This window comes from Lacunimicrobium album, from assembly GCF_052161635.1.
Classification (GTDB): Bacteria; Planctomycetota; Planctomycetia; order Planctomycetales; family Planctomycetaceae; genus SXPC01.
On record NZ_CP197413.1, the window covers coordinates 46,833 to 61,889 of the forward strand.

Sequence of the window (15,057 nt, forward strand, 5' to 3'; positions counted from 1 at the left end):
CTGCCGACGAAATGTCCGACAGGGCCTTTTTTCATGAGTCACAAAACTACTCGCCCAGCACCGCCGGAACGTCGGCCGCTTCCACCGCAGCAGCATTCGCGGGTCCCTCTCCGAACTTCGTGAGCACATCAGGATTGGCAAAGTAGACGTAAATACTCGTCACAATGACAACCAGCATCAACCCGCAGGGCACTGTCCCCTTCCACGGAGTCATGTCGACGGCCTTAACATCCTGCTGCTCAAACGGAACTTTCAAAGGCCACATTTCGCCGATGAGGAGCATGATGATGATCAACCAGGCAAAGACGACGCCCAGGAAATGGAACTCGTGCATCGAGGCGACAATCTTGTCGAACGGCGAAACAAAGTACCCCAGACTGATCACGCCAAAGCCAACCAAAAGGGCAATCTTAGCCGCGATCGGCGGAACCCGCTTGGTCGTCATGCCGATCAGACAGACAGCGAAGATCGGAATGAAATACATACCATTCATCTTCTGAAGGTATTGGAAAATCCCTGGACTGCTCGGATCAGTTGGTTCCAGCATGGGGGCAACAAGCATCGCAGCAATCGCGATCAACGTTCCAAAGACCGTGCTCGAAAACACCACCTGACGATCAGTCGCTTTCGGATTCAAAAACCGCTTGTACAACCCCAAGCTGAAGAGCGTACAAGTACTGTTAAGAGCCGAGTTGAAGCTCGAAAGAATCGCCCCGACCATCACCGCGGCAAAGAACCCCGTCAACCACGGCGGCAGCACTTGACTGACCAGCTTGCCATACGCCTCGTTTTGAGGAACGTTCTGTCCTGCAAACATCGTAAAGGCAATCATGCCGGGAACAACCAGGAACAGCGGCCCCAGCAGTTTGAGCAGGCCTGTGAGAAGCACCCCCTTCTGACCTTCAGCAAGACTGCTGGCTCCGAACGTTCTTTGAATGATCTGCTGGTTAGTGGTCCAGTAAAAGGCATTCAAAAGAATGATCCCGGAAAACAGCGTCCCGAACGGAACGGTCGACGTATTGCTTCCAATCGAGTTGAAACGCTCCCGCTGACTATCAACGAAGAGCTTATAACCTTCACCAAACCCTCCATCACCACCCAGCATGTTGAGGGCAAAGAACGGGATCATCAACCCGCCAACCAGCAGGCCGATTCCGTTGAGCGTGTCGGAAACCGCGACCGATTTCAGGCCACCGAACAGGGCATAAATCGAACCCACAATCCCCACGACCCACACCGTGACGATCATGACGAACATCTTCGGCTCAAACCCCATGACCTTGTCCTGGGCGGATTGAAGTCCCAGCAGCGATGGAACATCAAGAATGTCCACCAGTCCTTTGGCACCGGTGTAAAGAATGACCGGCAGTAGAATCGCAACATACGCCACCAGAAAGATCAGGTTCGTAATCACCTGCGTCTGGCTGTCGAAACGGATCTCCAGGTATTCCGGCACAGTCGTCACACCGCTTTTCAGGAATCGCGGCAGGAAAAAGAAAGCCATCGCCACCAGCGTAAACACGGCCCACACTTCCCAGACCATGACGCATAGACCGTCCTGGTAAGCCGCTCCGTTCAACCCCACCAGCTGCTCTGTCGACAGGTTCGTCAACAACAACGAACCGGCGATCAAAGGGAACGTCAGAGAACGCCCGGCCAGAAAGTACCCCGCGGACGAATCGTGGTCGTCTTTACGGGTAATAAAGTACGTCAGGACGCCCACCAGCGCCGTGAAAAACAGAAATGAGCCGATCGTGAGCACGCCGATTTCCTTCGTAAGATGACGCCAAAAAGGCCGGAATGGATCGAAGGGTCATCATACGAGAATTGACGAGGCAACGGGAGCAACATGAAAGCGTTGCGATATTTTTCTTTGAAATTATGTAAAAACGCGAAGCATTGTGCTAATGAATTGTGATCCGGCGTCAATCATTCTGAAACAGGGGCGTACTGAAATACCGTTCCATTCTGTCTGGAAAGATCGTCACGATCGTTTTCAAATGCGGATGCTTTTCACGTAACAACTGACCAGCAGCATAGTTAAGTCCAGAACTCGGCCCGACAGGAAACCCCTTGGTGATCAGTTTCCGTGTTGTCGTCATCGCCAGCGTGTCATCGACTTCAATCTCTATCAGCCCTTCGATTTTCGCTTCCCGAAAGATGGTCGACAGCCCATCCACAACACCCGGAATCTTCCCCGAAAAGCTGCAGCACTCGACATCGGAAATCAACTGCCGACTAATCGGCTTCGCCAAAACAGCCGTCACGTTACAACCGAAGTCCTTGAGCCCCAGATAGTTACCGACCAGCGTCCCACCCGTCCCGACTCCCGAGACAAACGCATCAATACACTCCGTCTCCAGTTCATGGGCGATCTCCTGCGCCGTCTGAGTCTGGTGTGCCCGCGCGTTGTCGAAGTTTTCAAACTGACGCGGCAGAAAGCCCTGATGCTCTTCCGCCAGCATTTTGCACACCTTCAACGAGCCCAGAATTCCCTCGTCTTTCGGCGTGAGAACGACTCTCGCGCCATACGCCGAGATACTCTTGATCCGCTCCTGACTGACCCCCTCGGGCATGACCGCAATGAACTTCAGGCCCAGATGCGCACTGACCATTGCCAGCGAAATACTCGTCGATCCACTCGAAGCTTCGATGACGTATTGCCCTCGCTTGAGAGTCCCGTTGCGCATTGCCTTACCGAGGATGAAAAACGACAGTCGGTCCTTGGTCGAGCCAGAAGGCTGCAGGTATTCCAGCTTGGCGTAGATCGGCTCGCATCCGTCAAGGCTGATCGGAACCAAAGGGGTATTCAACGGAGACAGCATACATCAGCCTGACGACATAAAAACAAACAGGGCCATAGAAGACCCTGTTTGTACGATATCAAGATGGCGACGTAAAGCAGCGAAATCTAAGATGTTACTGCGGCTTCCCGCCTTTCTCTCCAAACGCCCAGAGAATCGTCTCGGGCAGGATCGCTTTGCCGTGGTTACCGGAGTGGTAGCCATGGCCAGTCACAAATTCGTAGTCATAACCGGCAAAGTTCAGAGCAGCCGCCATGTCCTGATTCGCGATGAACCAGTGGCCCAGCTGGTTGTCGACATCGTTATCGCCGTCCTGCAGGAAGACACGAATCGGCTTGCGAGGATGAGTCTTCCTCAGCAGGGCAGGGTAGTCATGAGCGGTCTTCCAGGGACCGAAAGCATCGCCTGTCGGCAGCTGCGTTGATTCGGGTGTTGGATAGGCGTTCAACGGACGGAAATCGCAGAAGCTGCCAATGAAGCTGATGACATGGCCAAACAGGTCCGGACGATACCACGCACACGTAAATGCACAGCTCCCTCCTGAAGAGGCCCCGCAGACGGCATGATGCTCAGGCTTCTCAGAGAACGGGTACTTCTCGCGCACGATCGGCAGGATCTCTTCGTCCAGGAAGTTCACATAGCGTGGCGTGCAGGTGTCGTATTCATTGCTGCGATTGGACTGACCTGCCTGGCCGGGCTTTGATGGTGGTCGAGTGCCCGGATTGACAAAGACTGCAATCGTGACCGGAATCTGTTTCTTGGCAATCAGGTTATCAAGCACCGTGCAGGCATTGCGGTATCCGCCCCCATCATGAAAGACGATGAGCCCGGTTTCTTCCGCGTTCTTCGGATCATACTGCGACGGCACATAGACCCACCATTGACGCGTAACGCCAGGGTAATGCGTCTTGCCGGTGTGTTGACCCATATCGATTAGCTGCCCCTTGGGCACGTTGGGCTGCTCGACGGAATCGGGATGCACCGGATAGGTCTCAAACCCAAACCGACCACCCCCGCCACCTGCTGGATAGCGAATGCCATCGACATCAAACCGATAATTGACCCCCGTCTGATCCGGGAACTTCTCAGCGGCGACAAAGTAGTTCGTCCCCTCCAGCTTGATCATCGGCCAACGATCTTTCTGTGTCACAACAGTGACAGCCTTCGCAGCAGGTGATTCGAAGACCCAGAATGCATAGCCGCCACCCTCTTTGATGCGCTCGATCAGATGGTCCTGGTTGCCATCTGTCAACTTCTTGCCTTGATACTTCTTCGCAACAAAAGCTTTTAATCCCGCCAATTCCTCAGAACTCACGTTCTGATCGGAAATCGCGCTATAAGCAGACTTCACAGAGTCAATGCTTTCTGCCGATAGTATTGATTGTGAAAATAGAGAAGTTTGGGCTATGATCACAGTAGCAGTGACACGTACGAAAATGTTCATCGAGGTTATCCTGAAGATGGGATCTGGTGGGCAATTTCAATCGGGGCGAGGCAGCAGAAAACATCAACACATCATGATGAGTTTCCGCTTACCCTTCAACCGACTCCGCGTCCCAGGATCGCAAACGCTCGCTTGCGACCTCAAACTGGCTCTGGTCTACCATGATGGCGGGACGCTATGCATATTGGCTTGATTACTCTCGAATTGACCGGCCACCTCAATCCCTTCACGACACTGGGCTCTGAACTCGTGCGCCGTGGTCACAAGGTGAGCCTCATCGCAGGTCGCCCCGCAGAAAAACTGGCTCGCGACCGTGGACTGAACTTCATCCCGCTGGGCATCGAAGGTGACCTCGACAAGTCCGTCCAGGCAAAAGTTAAACGCCTCGGCGAACTGTCCGGCACAAAAGCCATGTGGCACGGCAGCAATATCGTCGCCGCGATGTCCGAAATGGTCGAACGCGATCTTCCTGCGGTGCTCGAAAACGAACACTTCGACGGCTTGATCATCGATCAATTCTCTGTCGCTGGCTATCACGTTGCCCAGCAAAACAAGCTGCCAATCGTCATTGCCTGCGCAGCGATGATGGTTGCTTTCGATGCCTGGGAACCGCTTCCCTCGACGAACTTCCCTTACCGCACCGACGCGTACGGCATTGCTCGCAATAAAGTAATTCGAGCAGGGCTACTGTCCGTCCACGCCATGCGGTTGTGGTGGAAGAAACAAGGGCTCGACCCTCTTGCCCTGATCCTGGATCAACAGGCCGGCTTAGCGCGGATTGCCCAGCAGCCGGAATTCCTGAACCTGCCACGACATCAGCCATTGAGTGACCACCTTCACTTCACGGGCCCTTGGCATCAGCCTCATCGCGATGATGGCATGGAGTTCCCGTGGGAACGTCTGGGTAATGAGCCGATCATCTATGCTTCCATGGGAACATTGCAGAACGGCGTTTCCTCTGTCTTCAAGAAGATCATTGAAGCACTTGGCAAGCTGCCGCATCAGGCTGTCCTCAGCATGGGGGGAAGCCACATCGACATGCCTTCGAAGATTCCTGACAACGTCATCGTCGTCAAGTACGCTCCACAGCTTCGCCTGCTGGAACGATCACGACTCGTCGTGACTCATGCGGGCTTGAACACAGCCTTGGAATGCCTTTCTCGCGGTGTTCCAATGATGTGCCTGCCGGTCACCAACGATCAGCCAGGAGTTGCCAAACGCATCGAGTTCCTCGGAGCAGGACGTAGCCTGCCAGTGGGCAGTGTCACCTCGTCACGACTGTTGAGCGAACTCCAATTGATGCTCGCGACCACGAAGTACGAAGAGAAAGCCAAATGGGCGGCTGCTCAACTGCGTCACAATGATGGCCTGCTCGATGCGGCTGCCATTGTTGAGAAAGCCTTCACGACTCGTGAACGGATCACCAAGAACTCGCTGGCCCCGATCGTCACGATCCCGCATCCCTTTACCGCCAGTGAAGTCGCTCAGGGGACTTCCGACGTTCGTCAGTCTGCTTAAACATCGGCCAATTTAAACACTGGCCAATCTAAACATCAGGCAGTCAGGCGAAGACAATCCCGCGCGTCTTTGCCTGACTGTTCTGATTTGTAATCCCGGCTGATTTGCAATCTCAGCTGTGTTACTTCGCTGCGAAGTAGCTTCTCAGGTCGCGGAACAGATCCCGTGCCTTCTTCTGGAACGTATCGTCCTTGCTCTTCCAGCCGATCGGGACCATGCGTACGGTGACTTCCGTCTGTTGCATGGGGCGACGTGCTTCCATTTTTGTTGACTTCTGGAACGTGATCGTGATCTGGATGGTCCGACCATCTGCCCCCCAGAGGCGATCCCAGAACGATGGCTCGCCGACTCGAATGACGGCTTTGCCTTCTTCGACCTTTAGAAGCTTCGCGTCGTGCGCTTCGACGAATCCGCTGAGCTTGTAGACGATCATGTCGGCACCAACGACTGCTTCCAGCTGGCCGACAAATTCGTAAGGCGACTTCTGGCGTTCTTTCTCCTGCTCTTCGTGCTCGCGCTCCGCGATGAGCTCGCTGGTCAGAATTGTTGAACGATTGCGCCCCTCTTGCTTGGACAGATAGACCGCCTGGTCGGCACGTCTCAGCAGGCTGAGAATCGAGTCACCTTCTTCTGCCGTACTGACTCCGAACGAAGCCGTCACGCGAAGCTTTGCGTCCTGGCCGATGGTCTCTTTCGAGAGGATCGATCGAATCCGTTCTGCGCGGGCATAAGCCTGATCGAGCTTGGTTTCCGGACAGATGATGACAAACTCTTCCCCGCCATAGCGAGCCACCAGTTCGCCCGAGTACGTCTGCTGCTTGAGCAGTCGTGAGACGTCGATGAGAACCTGATCGCCAACGGAATGGCCGTAGGTGTCGTTGATTGGCTTGAAGTGATCAATATCCATGAAGATCACACTCAGCGGGTGATGCTGGGGATCGCTTTTGAAGTTGGACATCTGCGAAGCAAGCTGATTCTCCATCTCGCCGCGATTGGCGACGTTGGTCAGCGGATCATGGCTGGCACGGATTTTCAGTTGCTTGTAACGCGATGAGTTCTGTCGCGAATGCTCGTGATCACTGAAGAGTTCCAATACGCCGAGCAGAGACCCGTTTCGATCTTTGATCGGCAGGCTTTGGACTTCGATGCGAGTGAGTTGCTCTTCTGCATTGTGGATCTTGAGTGCCTCCACAACCGGCTTGCCTGTATTGAGAACTCTGCGGATCGGGTAGTCCGCTTCTTCCAGAGGCTCTTCGTAGTTGTCGGAAAAGGTCAGGACGCGTGAGGACCAGCTTTGCCAGAGGACTTCGCGGGCTGACTTTCCGAAGAGTTCTTCTGCGCCGTTGTTCCAGACGATGTACTTAAGGTCGGCGTCGAGAATGTAATAGGCGTGATACAGATTTTCTTGCAGATACAAGTACGTGAAGATATTGCACAGAGCAGCTGCCTGCTGGCTTTCGATCAGATCGCTGGGGCTGAACTGGCGTTCGAAGTCCTGGTAGTTTTCATCACGGTGAGTCGAGATTCCCTCTTTGCGCACCCAGCGATCCAGCGCCTGCACGATCACCGAATCGAACTGGCTGCCGGGCTCGTGGTAGAGGATTTCGATCGCGTCTTCGTGCTTCTTGGCGGGACGGTAGGGTTGCGGGCTGATCAATGAATCATACGCATCAGCAACTGCGAGGATCCTCGCGCCGAGCAGGTATTCTTTACTGAATCGAGTCGCCCCTTCGGCTGCCCCATGGCAGAGATGGTGAGCCTGTTTGATCATGTCGATGACATTCAGATCGACGCGGCAGGCCTGCAGGACGCAGATGCCGACATTGGTCTGCAGGCTCATCAGCTCGATTTCATCAGGACTGAACCGTCCCGGCTTTCGCAGCAGGTTGTCTGGCACGCCGATCTTGCCGACATCATGCAGCAGGGCAGCGACTTCGAGACGACGCAGTTCGCGGCCGTCCCAGCCGAGGTTCTGGCCCATGCCGACGACCAGTTGGGCGACACGTCGGACGTGATTGATCGTATTGAGATCGCGGATATGCAGAGCAGCCAGCAGGTCACGCAGGAGTCGTTTAGCGATCACACCGTCCAGAGAGGTCAGGTCGCTTTGATTGCGTCCTGCTTCCCCGATGCGTGAGAGCTCAAGAATGCCCATCATGATCTGGGTCGAATCGAGAGGGTACGACACGGGAATGCCTGATTCTAATTGGGAAGTCGCGTAATGCGTCGGGTATTGGCTGTCCATGGTCCTGGTTCCTCGTGGAGAGGTAAGGGCCTGGCGTCATTCATTGCGCCAAGATGACATGAAGTCGTGCGAGAGTGAGTCGCCGCGCATTTGTCCCCACAGAAGGGACCGCGCCACTCTGAAACGTAGATCACGAACGACAAGTCGTCAAAATCAATTCTTCTTGTCACAGCAGCGAATGAGGTGATCTGGTGATCGCGAGGATATGCTCAGCTGCTGCAGTCGTTGTTTTCCGCAGGGATGGCGGAACCGCTTCATCTGGTCCGTCTCGATTGACCGTCACAGGCGCAATAAAAAAACCTGTCGAGAGCGACAGGTTTCATCAATAGCGATCAACAGCCGATTTTGGGTTTGCTGAGTGAACCCTCACGGCTGGCTTTATCGTTTGAACCATACGATCCGAAAACTCAGGAAGCTTTCGAAGCGAGGGTCATGTCCTGATGGATGACTGCATTGGCCTGAGTAGGCTGCAGTTCCTCTCGCAGGATGCTCATCTCACGAGGTGCCTCGATGCCGATGCGGACCGAGTTCGGACCGATGCGGACGATCGTCAGCGAGATGTTCTCGCCGATTTGAATCTTCTCACCCGACTTGCGTGACAGAACTAACATGGGTTTCTCCCTTCCCGATCTGACTGCGTGCCTCATGCAACCAATGCCTTGTGCTGACGTGTGGTCAGTGTGCATTGCAGCGTTGTGAATTCTGTGGATTCAGATTCCTGATGCGGCAGTCGGACCCCTGATTACTCTCAATCCCTGAAAGAAAACTTCGTCAAAAAGCAGGACCATCCAACCTGTTTTTTGACTGGAACGCTGACTCGCGTTCAGCGCATCGTTCTCCGAGAACGACGTGCCTTGACAGCAGTAATCTATCGACACTCAGTCATCACCTAAGGCGAAGTGCTATCACTTTGATGATGTTATCACATCGAAAACACACTGCCATCCCCAATTATCCGGTTCTTCGCCAAAAACTTGCAAACTCATACAACCGTCATTCCAGACACCCTGACGGTACACTGCCCGAGCAACTTGCCCCAAATGTGCTTAACACATAGGCACGCCAACAAGCCACGCCACCAACACGCAATCCTGGTACTCAATAACGCTTTGCAACCAAACACTCATTGCCCACGGAATCAGCATTTATGCCCGCCTCGGCAGCTGCCTCCCTATTAGGCAGGCGGTTTCTTCAAGGGCTTGGGAACAGCCATTTATGAGGCTGATCGGTGAATTCGCGGCGGGCTTTCTCGCAATGTTCCGAGTGAACTGCGATCATGGAAACGGTGTCACGAACCCTCCCTGTTCACCATGAAAGATGATTTCCGTTGAGTGATGACGACCTGATGTCTGGTACTGTTTCCGAGGCCGATCTGGTGCTCGATAATCTCCCCGTGCGCACCTTTCATCATCGCGGTTTGACGGTGGAGGGATATTCGCGAGCTGCGGTCCAGTCCTACTGGCGGATCGCGGAATTGAAGCTCGGGTTTGATCTGGGGGCGAGCCCGTGGTCGTTCGCCGGGACTCAGACTTACTTCGTGACCCATGCTCACCTGGACCACCTGGCCGGGCTGCCGACGCTGGTCGCCCGTCGACGGATGATGAAGATGGGGCCGCCGACGATTTATGTGCCTTCCGAAACCGTGGAGGATATTGAACGCCTGTTGCGTGCCTGGGTGAGACTGGACCGGGGGAAGATGGTCGTCAATCTCGTGGGTGTGAATCCGGGGGACGAAATCGAGTTGTCACGCGAGCACGTGGTGACTGTGTTTGCGACGAAGCATACGGTGCCTTCCGTCGGCTACCTTGTGTACGCACGTCGACGCAAGCTGCGCGAGGAATTCAAGGGGCGGTCGAATAATGAAATTCGCGAACTTCGCATCTCGGGGACTGATGTGACGCATGAAGTTCGCCAGCCTTTGGTGGCCTACCTCGGGGATACGTCGCCGGCGGGGCTGGATGCGCTGGATGACATTTATCGCGCGACGGTGCTGATTACGGAGTTGACGTTTTATCGTCCGGAACACCGTAAGGAGAAGATTCACAAGTTTGGGCATACGCACCTGGAAGACATTCTGGAACGAGCCGACCGCTTTGAAAACGAAGCGATCCTGCTGGGTCACCTGAGCACGCGGTATCTCGATAAGCAGATCATGAAGGATGTTCCTAAACGGCTGCCGGAGAGTTTGCGGTCGAAGGTGCATTTGTGGTTGTGAGAAGACCAGTTCGGAACGGTTTGGTTTTGCGACTGCTTGGGTAGTTGGTGGTCACATCGGAGCGGAGGCTATTGAGAGCGTCCTTGGCACTGGCTGCTGTTTTCATGTTCCACCGCTGAAGAACAGTGTTCACGACGAGGGGCTGCCTCGTCGGTCCGATGATGCTGGGGGGTTGGGGTTGGTAAAGGCCATGCTGGAGATCCCGGCCGGGGTTGCGAGTTCTGTGAAGGGCTCGCGTTGTCGGCAGTAAAGGAGAGTCGCGGGCATGGGACGTTGGTTCCGAACTGGGGTTGTAGGGCTTGGGGGTTGGGGCTTAGGGCTTGGGCGGAGGTTTTCCTGGGAGTGGTTGTGTTGTTGAATGTCTATTAGTGCCTATGCCCCACCCTCATCCGTCAGCGAAGCGCTGACACCTTCTCCCCTCAAGGGAGAAGGGACGAGATGCGGGTCTGTTGACGGTTTCAAGGGGAGATGTGGGCTTTACGAAATTCGCAGAGATCCCTCATCCGGCCTCGACTGTATTGATTTGCGAACCTGAGGTTCGACTCGGCCACCTTCTCCCCGGGGGTGAAGGGCACTCGGAATGGAGTGGGAGAGTGCCCTCGCAGGTTCGATGAGTTGATTGATGGTTTTTTGGCGCGATTCCCTCATCCGCCCTTCGGGCACCTTCTCCCGGGGGAGAAGGGAGCTATGTGTGTGCACTTCACATGGCTCTCTACTCTACCGGGAAGTGTTGCGCGCAGAGGGGTTGATAGACAGCGTGAATGCGAAGGTGGTGGGGAGGGAGTTGGTGGAAGGCGTTGAGGGGAATGGGGTTGGGGGTGCGTGATTTTTGGGAGGGACTTTTAAGACGGGCAGTCTGAAAATCAGGTTTTTGTATGCGTAGGAATGGCTCGACGTGGCGGGTTCGACAAAAAAAGGCCAGCGTTGTGCTGGCCTTTCGGGGTGAAGCGGGTGTTGGGGAGAGTCAGTGGGATTGGAGAGCCTGTTTGATGACGGGCAGGAAGGTTTCGGCTTGGCGCATGAAGCCCAGGTCGCTGGCGTGAGAGCCGTCGGTGGCGCCGTCGGCGTCGTTGCCGTAGAGGGTGTCGCCGGGGATGTAGGAGAGGTGCTTGACACCGTCTGCGAGAAGTTGTTCGCAGGCTTTTTTCAAAGCCGCGTGGTTGGCGGTGTGATGGGCGCTGCGGGCGGGGAGGATCCAGTCGTTGGTGTTGCGACGGTCTTCGACGAGGATGATTGGTGTTTCGGGACGGGCGGCACGGAGTTGTTTGACAAGGGGAATGCACTTGGCTGTCACAGCGCTCGCGTTCATGTTCGGCAGGCAGTCGATGACGTAAACTGCGGGATCGAGCTGGACGAGGTAATCGCCGACTTCTTTATCCATCGTGCCATTACCGGAGAAGCCGAGGTTGATGACGGGGCGGTCAAGCCAGCGGCCGAGGATCGCGGTGTGGACCATACCGGGGCGGCTGGCGCAGGCACCATGGGTGATGCTGGTGCCGTAGAAGACGATGGGCTTTTCTTCGCGCGGTTTGAGGCCTTGGAAGTGAGCACCTTCGGGGACGCCGATTTTGAGGAATTCGACGCCGTTGTAGAGAGGCAGGTAGGCGGCGAATTCGCGCTTGCCGGGGGCGATGTTTTCGATGACGAGGGTATTCATCTCCTGAGCATTGGGTTTGGTGACGTTGACCCATTTCCATTTGCCGTTGGTATCGCGGGCATAAAAATCGACGCCGCTGACGCCGGTCGCGGGCATGTGAGGCATGGCGAGGTTTTTGTCGGTGAGGCGGTAATTGATGTAAAGAGAGGTGGCATCGGTTTCGAATCGGGCCATCATGCCGGCGCTGTCACGACTGAGTCCCCAGACAGGTTTACGGACATGATTCTCGGCTGAGGCAGGAAGCCGATCAAACCAGCTGAGGCGTTCTTGATCGGGGAGGATGCGACCTTCGACGCCGAAGTCTTTGACGTCGTACCAGTCGAGCTGGGGGGCGGGTTTGTCGGATTTTTCCTGTGCGAAAATGACGCCTGACTGCAGGCAGAGAAGGGCGATCACGTAGCAGTGAAGATGTCGCATGAATGGGTCTCGTGGAATTCGAGGAGAAGATAAGCTCTGAGCACGAGGATTGATTATGACAGAGGTTTACTATGGAGAAAACCTTGTGAGTGGCGGTTTGCTTCACGCAGACAGGATCGCGACAACGTCAACTTGAAACGTGTCTCGGACTGTTTCGTCAATGTTGGAATCGGATTATAGTGATTGACTGAGTTGACGATTCAAGTGACTGGTTTGCTGGGAAGAAGGTGTTGGAGTGCTCGATATGTTGCACGCGTATCCGACCTGGTTGATTGTGTTGGCGTTGTTTGGAGTCATGTTTTTCGCCGATGAGATCGGATTTCGGTACGGCTATCGACATCGCAAGCAGGAAGACGATGAAAGCCGATCCGTGGGCGGGACGTTGAAAGGGAGCGTCTTTGGTTTGGTGGCGTTACTGCTGGCGTTTTCCTTTTCTGCAACGACGTCTCGTCACGAAATACGGCAGCGTTTGGTTCTTGATCAGGCGAATGCCATCGGAACCTGTTATCTTCGGGCCGGTCTGCTGGCAGATCCCTATGAACTCAGAATGAAGGATGCTCTGCGTCAGTATGTCGATCTTCGTCTGGAACTGTTCGATCTCAATCTTCAACAGGAGGTCTACGATGAAAAGATATCAAGGATCAACTCGATCCTCACGCAACTGTGGGAGATCGTGGAAGAAACGAATCGATCAGATCAGGAACTGGTTCGAACCAGCCAGATCATCCCAGCTGCGAATGAGGTCATTGATTTGAGTTCGACGCGGGCGTGGGCGAATCGAAATCACCTGCCGAATTCCGTGCTGATGTTGTTGCTGGTCAGTGTGATCTTATCGAGCCTTCTGCAGGGGCATTCTTCAGGACAATCGGCACGCAGACACCTGGGGTTGTGGGTCTCGGTGAACATTGTGTTTGCACTGGTGCTGTTCGTCGTGCTCGATTTTGATCGGCCACGGCGAGGGTTCATTCAGGTGGATCGAACGCCGCTGGTGGAGTTGAGAGAGAGTATGGGTGAGTGAATTCCGCAGATGTCGGGTGATAAAGACGGTTCTTTTCAGGAGTCGAACGCATGAGTAATTTGCGAACTCCGGTGACCGCCTTAGAATGAAGAGGAATTATCAAACGTGGAAATTGAGCAGGGACATGCCTTCAAAGTCGACCCGATCGAAACAAAGCCCGGCAGCTGCTGCTCCTTCCGGCCCGGCGAAGGGCAAGCCTCCTCGTCAAGAAAAGGAGCCGGCGGTCATCAAGACCAGAAGTTCGGGGGCAGAGCGGGCTCAGGAGATTCTGGACGTCTCTCAGAAGCTGTTTCTGTCGCATGGTATTGAGAATGTCACGACTCGATTGATCGCGACTACGATCGGGATTTCGCAGCCGGCGCTCTATAAGCATTTTTCGAGCAAGCAGGAGATTCTGGATCGGCTCGTCAATCAGGTGTTTGGTGAATTGACCCAGGTTTTGCTCGAACTGGACGGACGGCGAGAGAAGTGGCTGGAGCAGTCGGTTGGGGCGTACATTCGTTTTGGGTTGAAACATCCGGATGAGTTTCGTCTGGCGTTTCTGGTCATGCGAAAGCCCGGGGATATTCCGAAGAATGGTGAGCCGACGGAGTTGCAGAAGCTGCGTCGGACTTCGTTTCATATTCTGGAAGAACATGTGCGGGTGGGGATTGAAGAGGGTTGGATTCGGGATGATTTGGGATCGTCGCATTCTCTGTCTCAGTGTCTGTGGGCGGGGATGCATGGGATTGTCGCGTTGAGGCTGACTCGTCATCGGTTTCCTTGGGATGACGTTGAGAAGCAGATTGTGTTGCACACGCGGATTCTGCTGAGTGGGATTTTGGTGGGCAAAGATCGCCCTTGACTGGAACGAGAGCTTGGCGATAAGTTATCATTGATAACCATCTAGCGGCGAGTAGTTCTCCTCGTCGCTGTTCGACCAAGAATTCGACGCAGGAAAGGAAGCCGCGCGATGTTGATTCTGGAGCGGGAAGATCTGGATTCGGAAGATCAGGATCGTTATTCGGCACGCTGTGTGTTCGATTCGACAACGAAGCCATCTACGCCTGTTGGAATTCCATCGGTTTATCGTGCTTCGAGGGTCCGTCTCTTCGGATCAAGTCCTGGTCCTGCTCGACAGGGGCGTTCTGCTCCGGAGCGACGTCGTCGCCTTGTGACGATGTTGTTTGTGATCGCTATGGTGGCGGTCCTTATGACAACGAACAGCCGATGGGCATTGAACAGTATTGCTGGCGTTTTCTTTTTTCTCAGTGGAATGAGTCTGGCCAGTCTGGGGGCGCTCGGGCGAATCTGGAGCAATCTCTATGTGGCAGGCCGAAAGACGAGTGAACTGGTGGTCGAAGGGCCGTATTCTTGTTGTCGGAATCCGTTGTATTTTTTCAGCGCGGTCGGCATGTTTGGCATTGGACTCGCGACGGCGACGATCACCATCCCGGCGATCATGCTGCTCTATTTCTCGCTTTACTATCCGATGATCATTCACCTGGAAGAAGAGCGCCTGCTCGAACGGCATGGCCAGACATTTTTAGCGTACCGACGCCAGACGCCTGCTTTCTGGCCGCGATTTGCCAGGTTGAATGAGCCGGAAATGTATGCGGTCTTTTCGATTGTGTTTCGGCGGAACCTCGTGGATGCGTTCTGGTTTGTTGCGCTGGCGGCGATTGTGTATACGGAGTGCCAGTTGGCGTTGCGGTTCTCGCATTTGAATCTGGTTGTTCTGTGGTGACATCGCGGATGTC

The 15,057-nt window shown here is 54.7% G+C and carries 11 protein-coding genes; 5 read left to right on the forward strand and 6 right to left on the reverse strand.

The window, feature by feature from the left end; translation table 11 throughout:
• Nucleotides 1-46: 46 nt before the first annotated feature.
• From SH248x_RS00195 to SH248x_RS00205, 3 genes are all read right to left on the reverse strand, one after another.
• Nucleotides 47-1,768, reverse strand: coding sequence for an SLC5/6 family protein (locus tag SH248x_RS00195; RefSeq protein WP_459558633.1), 1,722 nt, complete (start codon nt 1,766-1,768; stop codon nt 47-49).
• Nucleotides 1,769-1,925: 157 nt separating this feature from the next.
• Nucleotides 1,926-2,825, reverse strand: a complete 900-nt coding sequence (locus tag SH248x_RS00200; RefSeq protein WP_459556491.1) for a PLP-dependent cysteine synthase family protein — start codon at nt 2,823-2,825, stop codon at nt 1,926-1,928.
• Nucleotides 2,826-2,919: 94 nt separating this feature from the next.
• Complete coding sequence (locus SH248x_RS00205; RefSeq protein ID WP_459556492.1) at nt 2,920-4,155, reverse strand: alpha/beta hydrolase; 1,236 nt, start codon at nt 4,153-4,155, stop codon at nt 2,920-2,922.
• Between the two features lie 270 nt (nt 4,156-4,425).
• On the opposite strand from SH248x_RS00205, the gene SH248x_RS00210 reads away from it, so the two are divergent.
• Nucleotides 4,426-5,766, forward strand: a complete 1,341-nt coding sequence (locus SH248x_RS00210; protein ID WP_459556493.1) for a glycosyltransferase — start codon at nt 4,426-4,428, stop codon at nt 5,764-5,766.
• Nucleotides 5,767-5,887: 121 nt separating this feature from the next.
• Here the strand turns inward: SH248x_RS00210 and SH248x_RS00215 are convergent, their stop codons facing one another.
• Together SH248x_RS00215 and SH248x_RS00220 are read right to left on the reverse strand one after the other, a co-directional pair.
• Nucleotides 5,888-8,011, reverse strand: coding sequence for a bifunctional diguanylate cyclase/phosphohydrolase (locus SH248x_RS00215; protein ID WP_459556494.1), 2,124 nt, complete (start codon nt 8,009-8,011; stop codon nt 5,888-5,890).
• A 407-nt stretch (nt 8,012-8,418) separates the two neighbouring features.
• Nucleotides 8,419-8,622 carry a carbon storage regulator gene (locus SH248x_RS00220; protein ID WP_459556495.1) on the reverse strand — a complete coding sequence of 68 codons (204 nt, stop codon included), beginning with the start codon at nt 8,620-8,622 and terminating at the stop codon, nt 8,419-8,421.
• 734 nt (nt 8,623-9,356) lie between these two features.
• Between SH248x_RS00220 and SH248x_RS00225 the strand changes: the two genes are divergently transcribed.
• A complete protein-coding gene (locus SH248x_RS00225) occupies nt 9,357-10,226 on the forward strand; it encodes an MBL fold metallo-hydrolase (protein WP_459556496.1) in 870 nt (289 codons plus the stop codon).
• 964 nt (nt 10,227-11,190) lie between these two features.
• Here the strand turns inward: SH248x_RS00225 and SH248x_RS00230 are convergent.
• Nucleotides 11,191-12,300: an SGNH/GDSL hydrolase family protein gene (locus SH248x_RS00230; RefSeq protein WP_459556497.1), complete on the reverse strand. Its 1,110-nt coding sequence runs from the start codon at nt 12,298-12,300 to the stop codon at nt 11,191-11,193.
• Between the two features lie 244 nt (nt 12,301-12,544).
• Here SH248x_RS00230 and SH248x_RS00235 point away from each other — a divergent pair, with 244 nt between their 5' ends.
• The 3 genes from SH248x_RS00235 to SH248x_RS00245 all read left to right on the forward strand — a co-directional run bounded on the left by SH248x_RS00235 (nt 12,545) and on the right by SH248x_RS00245 (nt 15,044).
• A complete protein-coding gene (locus tag SH248x_RS00235; RefSeq protein ID WP_459558634.1) occupies nt 12,545-13,318 on the forward strand; it encodes a bestrophin-like domain in 774 nt (257 codons plus the stop codon).
• A gap of 124 nt (nt 13,319-13,442) precedes the next feature.
• Nucleotides 13,443-14,162 (forward strand): TetR/AcrR family transcriptional regulator, encoded by a 720-nt coding sequence (locus SH248x_RS00240; RefSeq protein ID WP_459556498.1) that lies wholly within the window; start codon nt 13,443-13,445, stop codon nt 14,160-14,162.
• 108 nt (nt 14,163-14,270) lie between these two features.
• Nucleotides 14,271-15,044, forward strand: a complete 774-nt coding sequence (locus SH248x_RS00245; RefSeq protein WP_459556499.1) for a methyltransferase family protein — start codon at nt 14,271-14,273, stop codon at nt 15,042-15,044.
• Nucleotides 15,045-15,057 lie beyond the last annotated feature (13 nt).

Bases quoted from the DNA above. Each gene is read 5' to 3' on its own strand.
- SH248x_RS00200 (WP_459556491.1), bottom strand. From the start codon at position 2,825: ATGCTGTCTCCGTTGAATACCCCTTTGGTTCCGATCAGCCTTGACGGA.
- SH248x_RS00210 (WP_459556493.1), top strand. From the start codon at position 4,426: ATGCATATTGGCTTGATTACTCTCGAATTGACCGGCCACCTCAATCCC.
- SH248x_RS00215 (WP_459556494.1), bottom strand. From the start codon at position 8,011: ATGGACAGCCAATACCCGACGCATTACGCGACTTCCCAATTAGAATCA.
- SH248x_RS00220 (WP_459556495.1), bottom strand. From the start codon at position 8,622: ATGTTAGTTCTGTCACGCAAGTCGGGTGAGAAGATTCAAATCGGCGAG.
- SH248x_RS00225 (WP_459556496.1), top strand. From the start codon at position 9,357: ATGTCTGGTACTGTTTCCGAGGCCGATCTGGTGCTCGATAATCTCCCC.
- SH248x_RS00230 (WP_459556497.1), bottom strand. From the start codon at position 12,300: ATGCGACATCTTCACTGCTACGTGATCGCCCTTCTCTGCCTGCAGTCA.
- SH248x_RS00235 (WP_459558634.1), top strand. From the start codon at position 12,545: ATGTTGCACGCGTATCCGACCTGGTTGATTGTGTTGGCGTTGTTTGGA.
- SH248x_RS00240 (WP_459556498.1), top strand. From the start codon at position 13,443: ATGCCTTCAAAGTCGACCCGATCGAAACAAAGCCCGGCAGCTGCTGCT.
- SH248x_RS00245 (WP_459556499.1), top strand. From the start codon at position 14,271: ATGTTGATTCTGGAGCGGGAAGATCTGGATTCGGAAGATCAGGATCGT.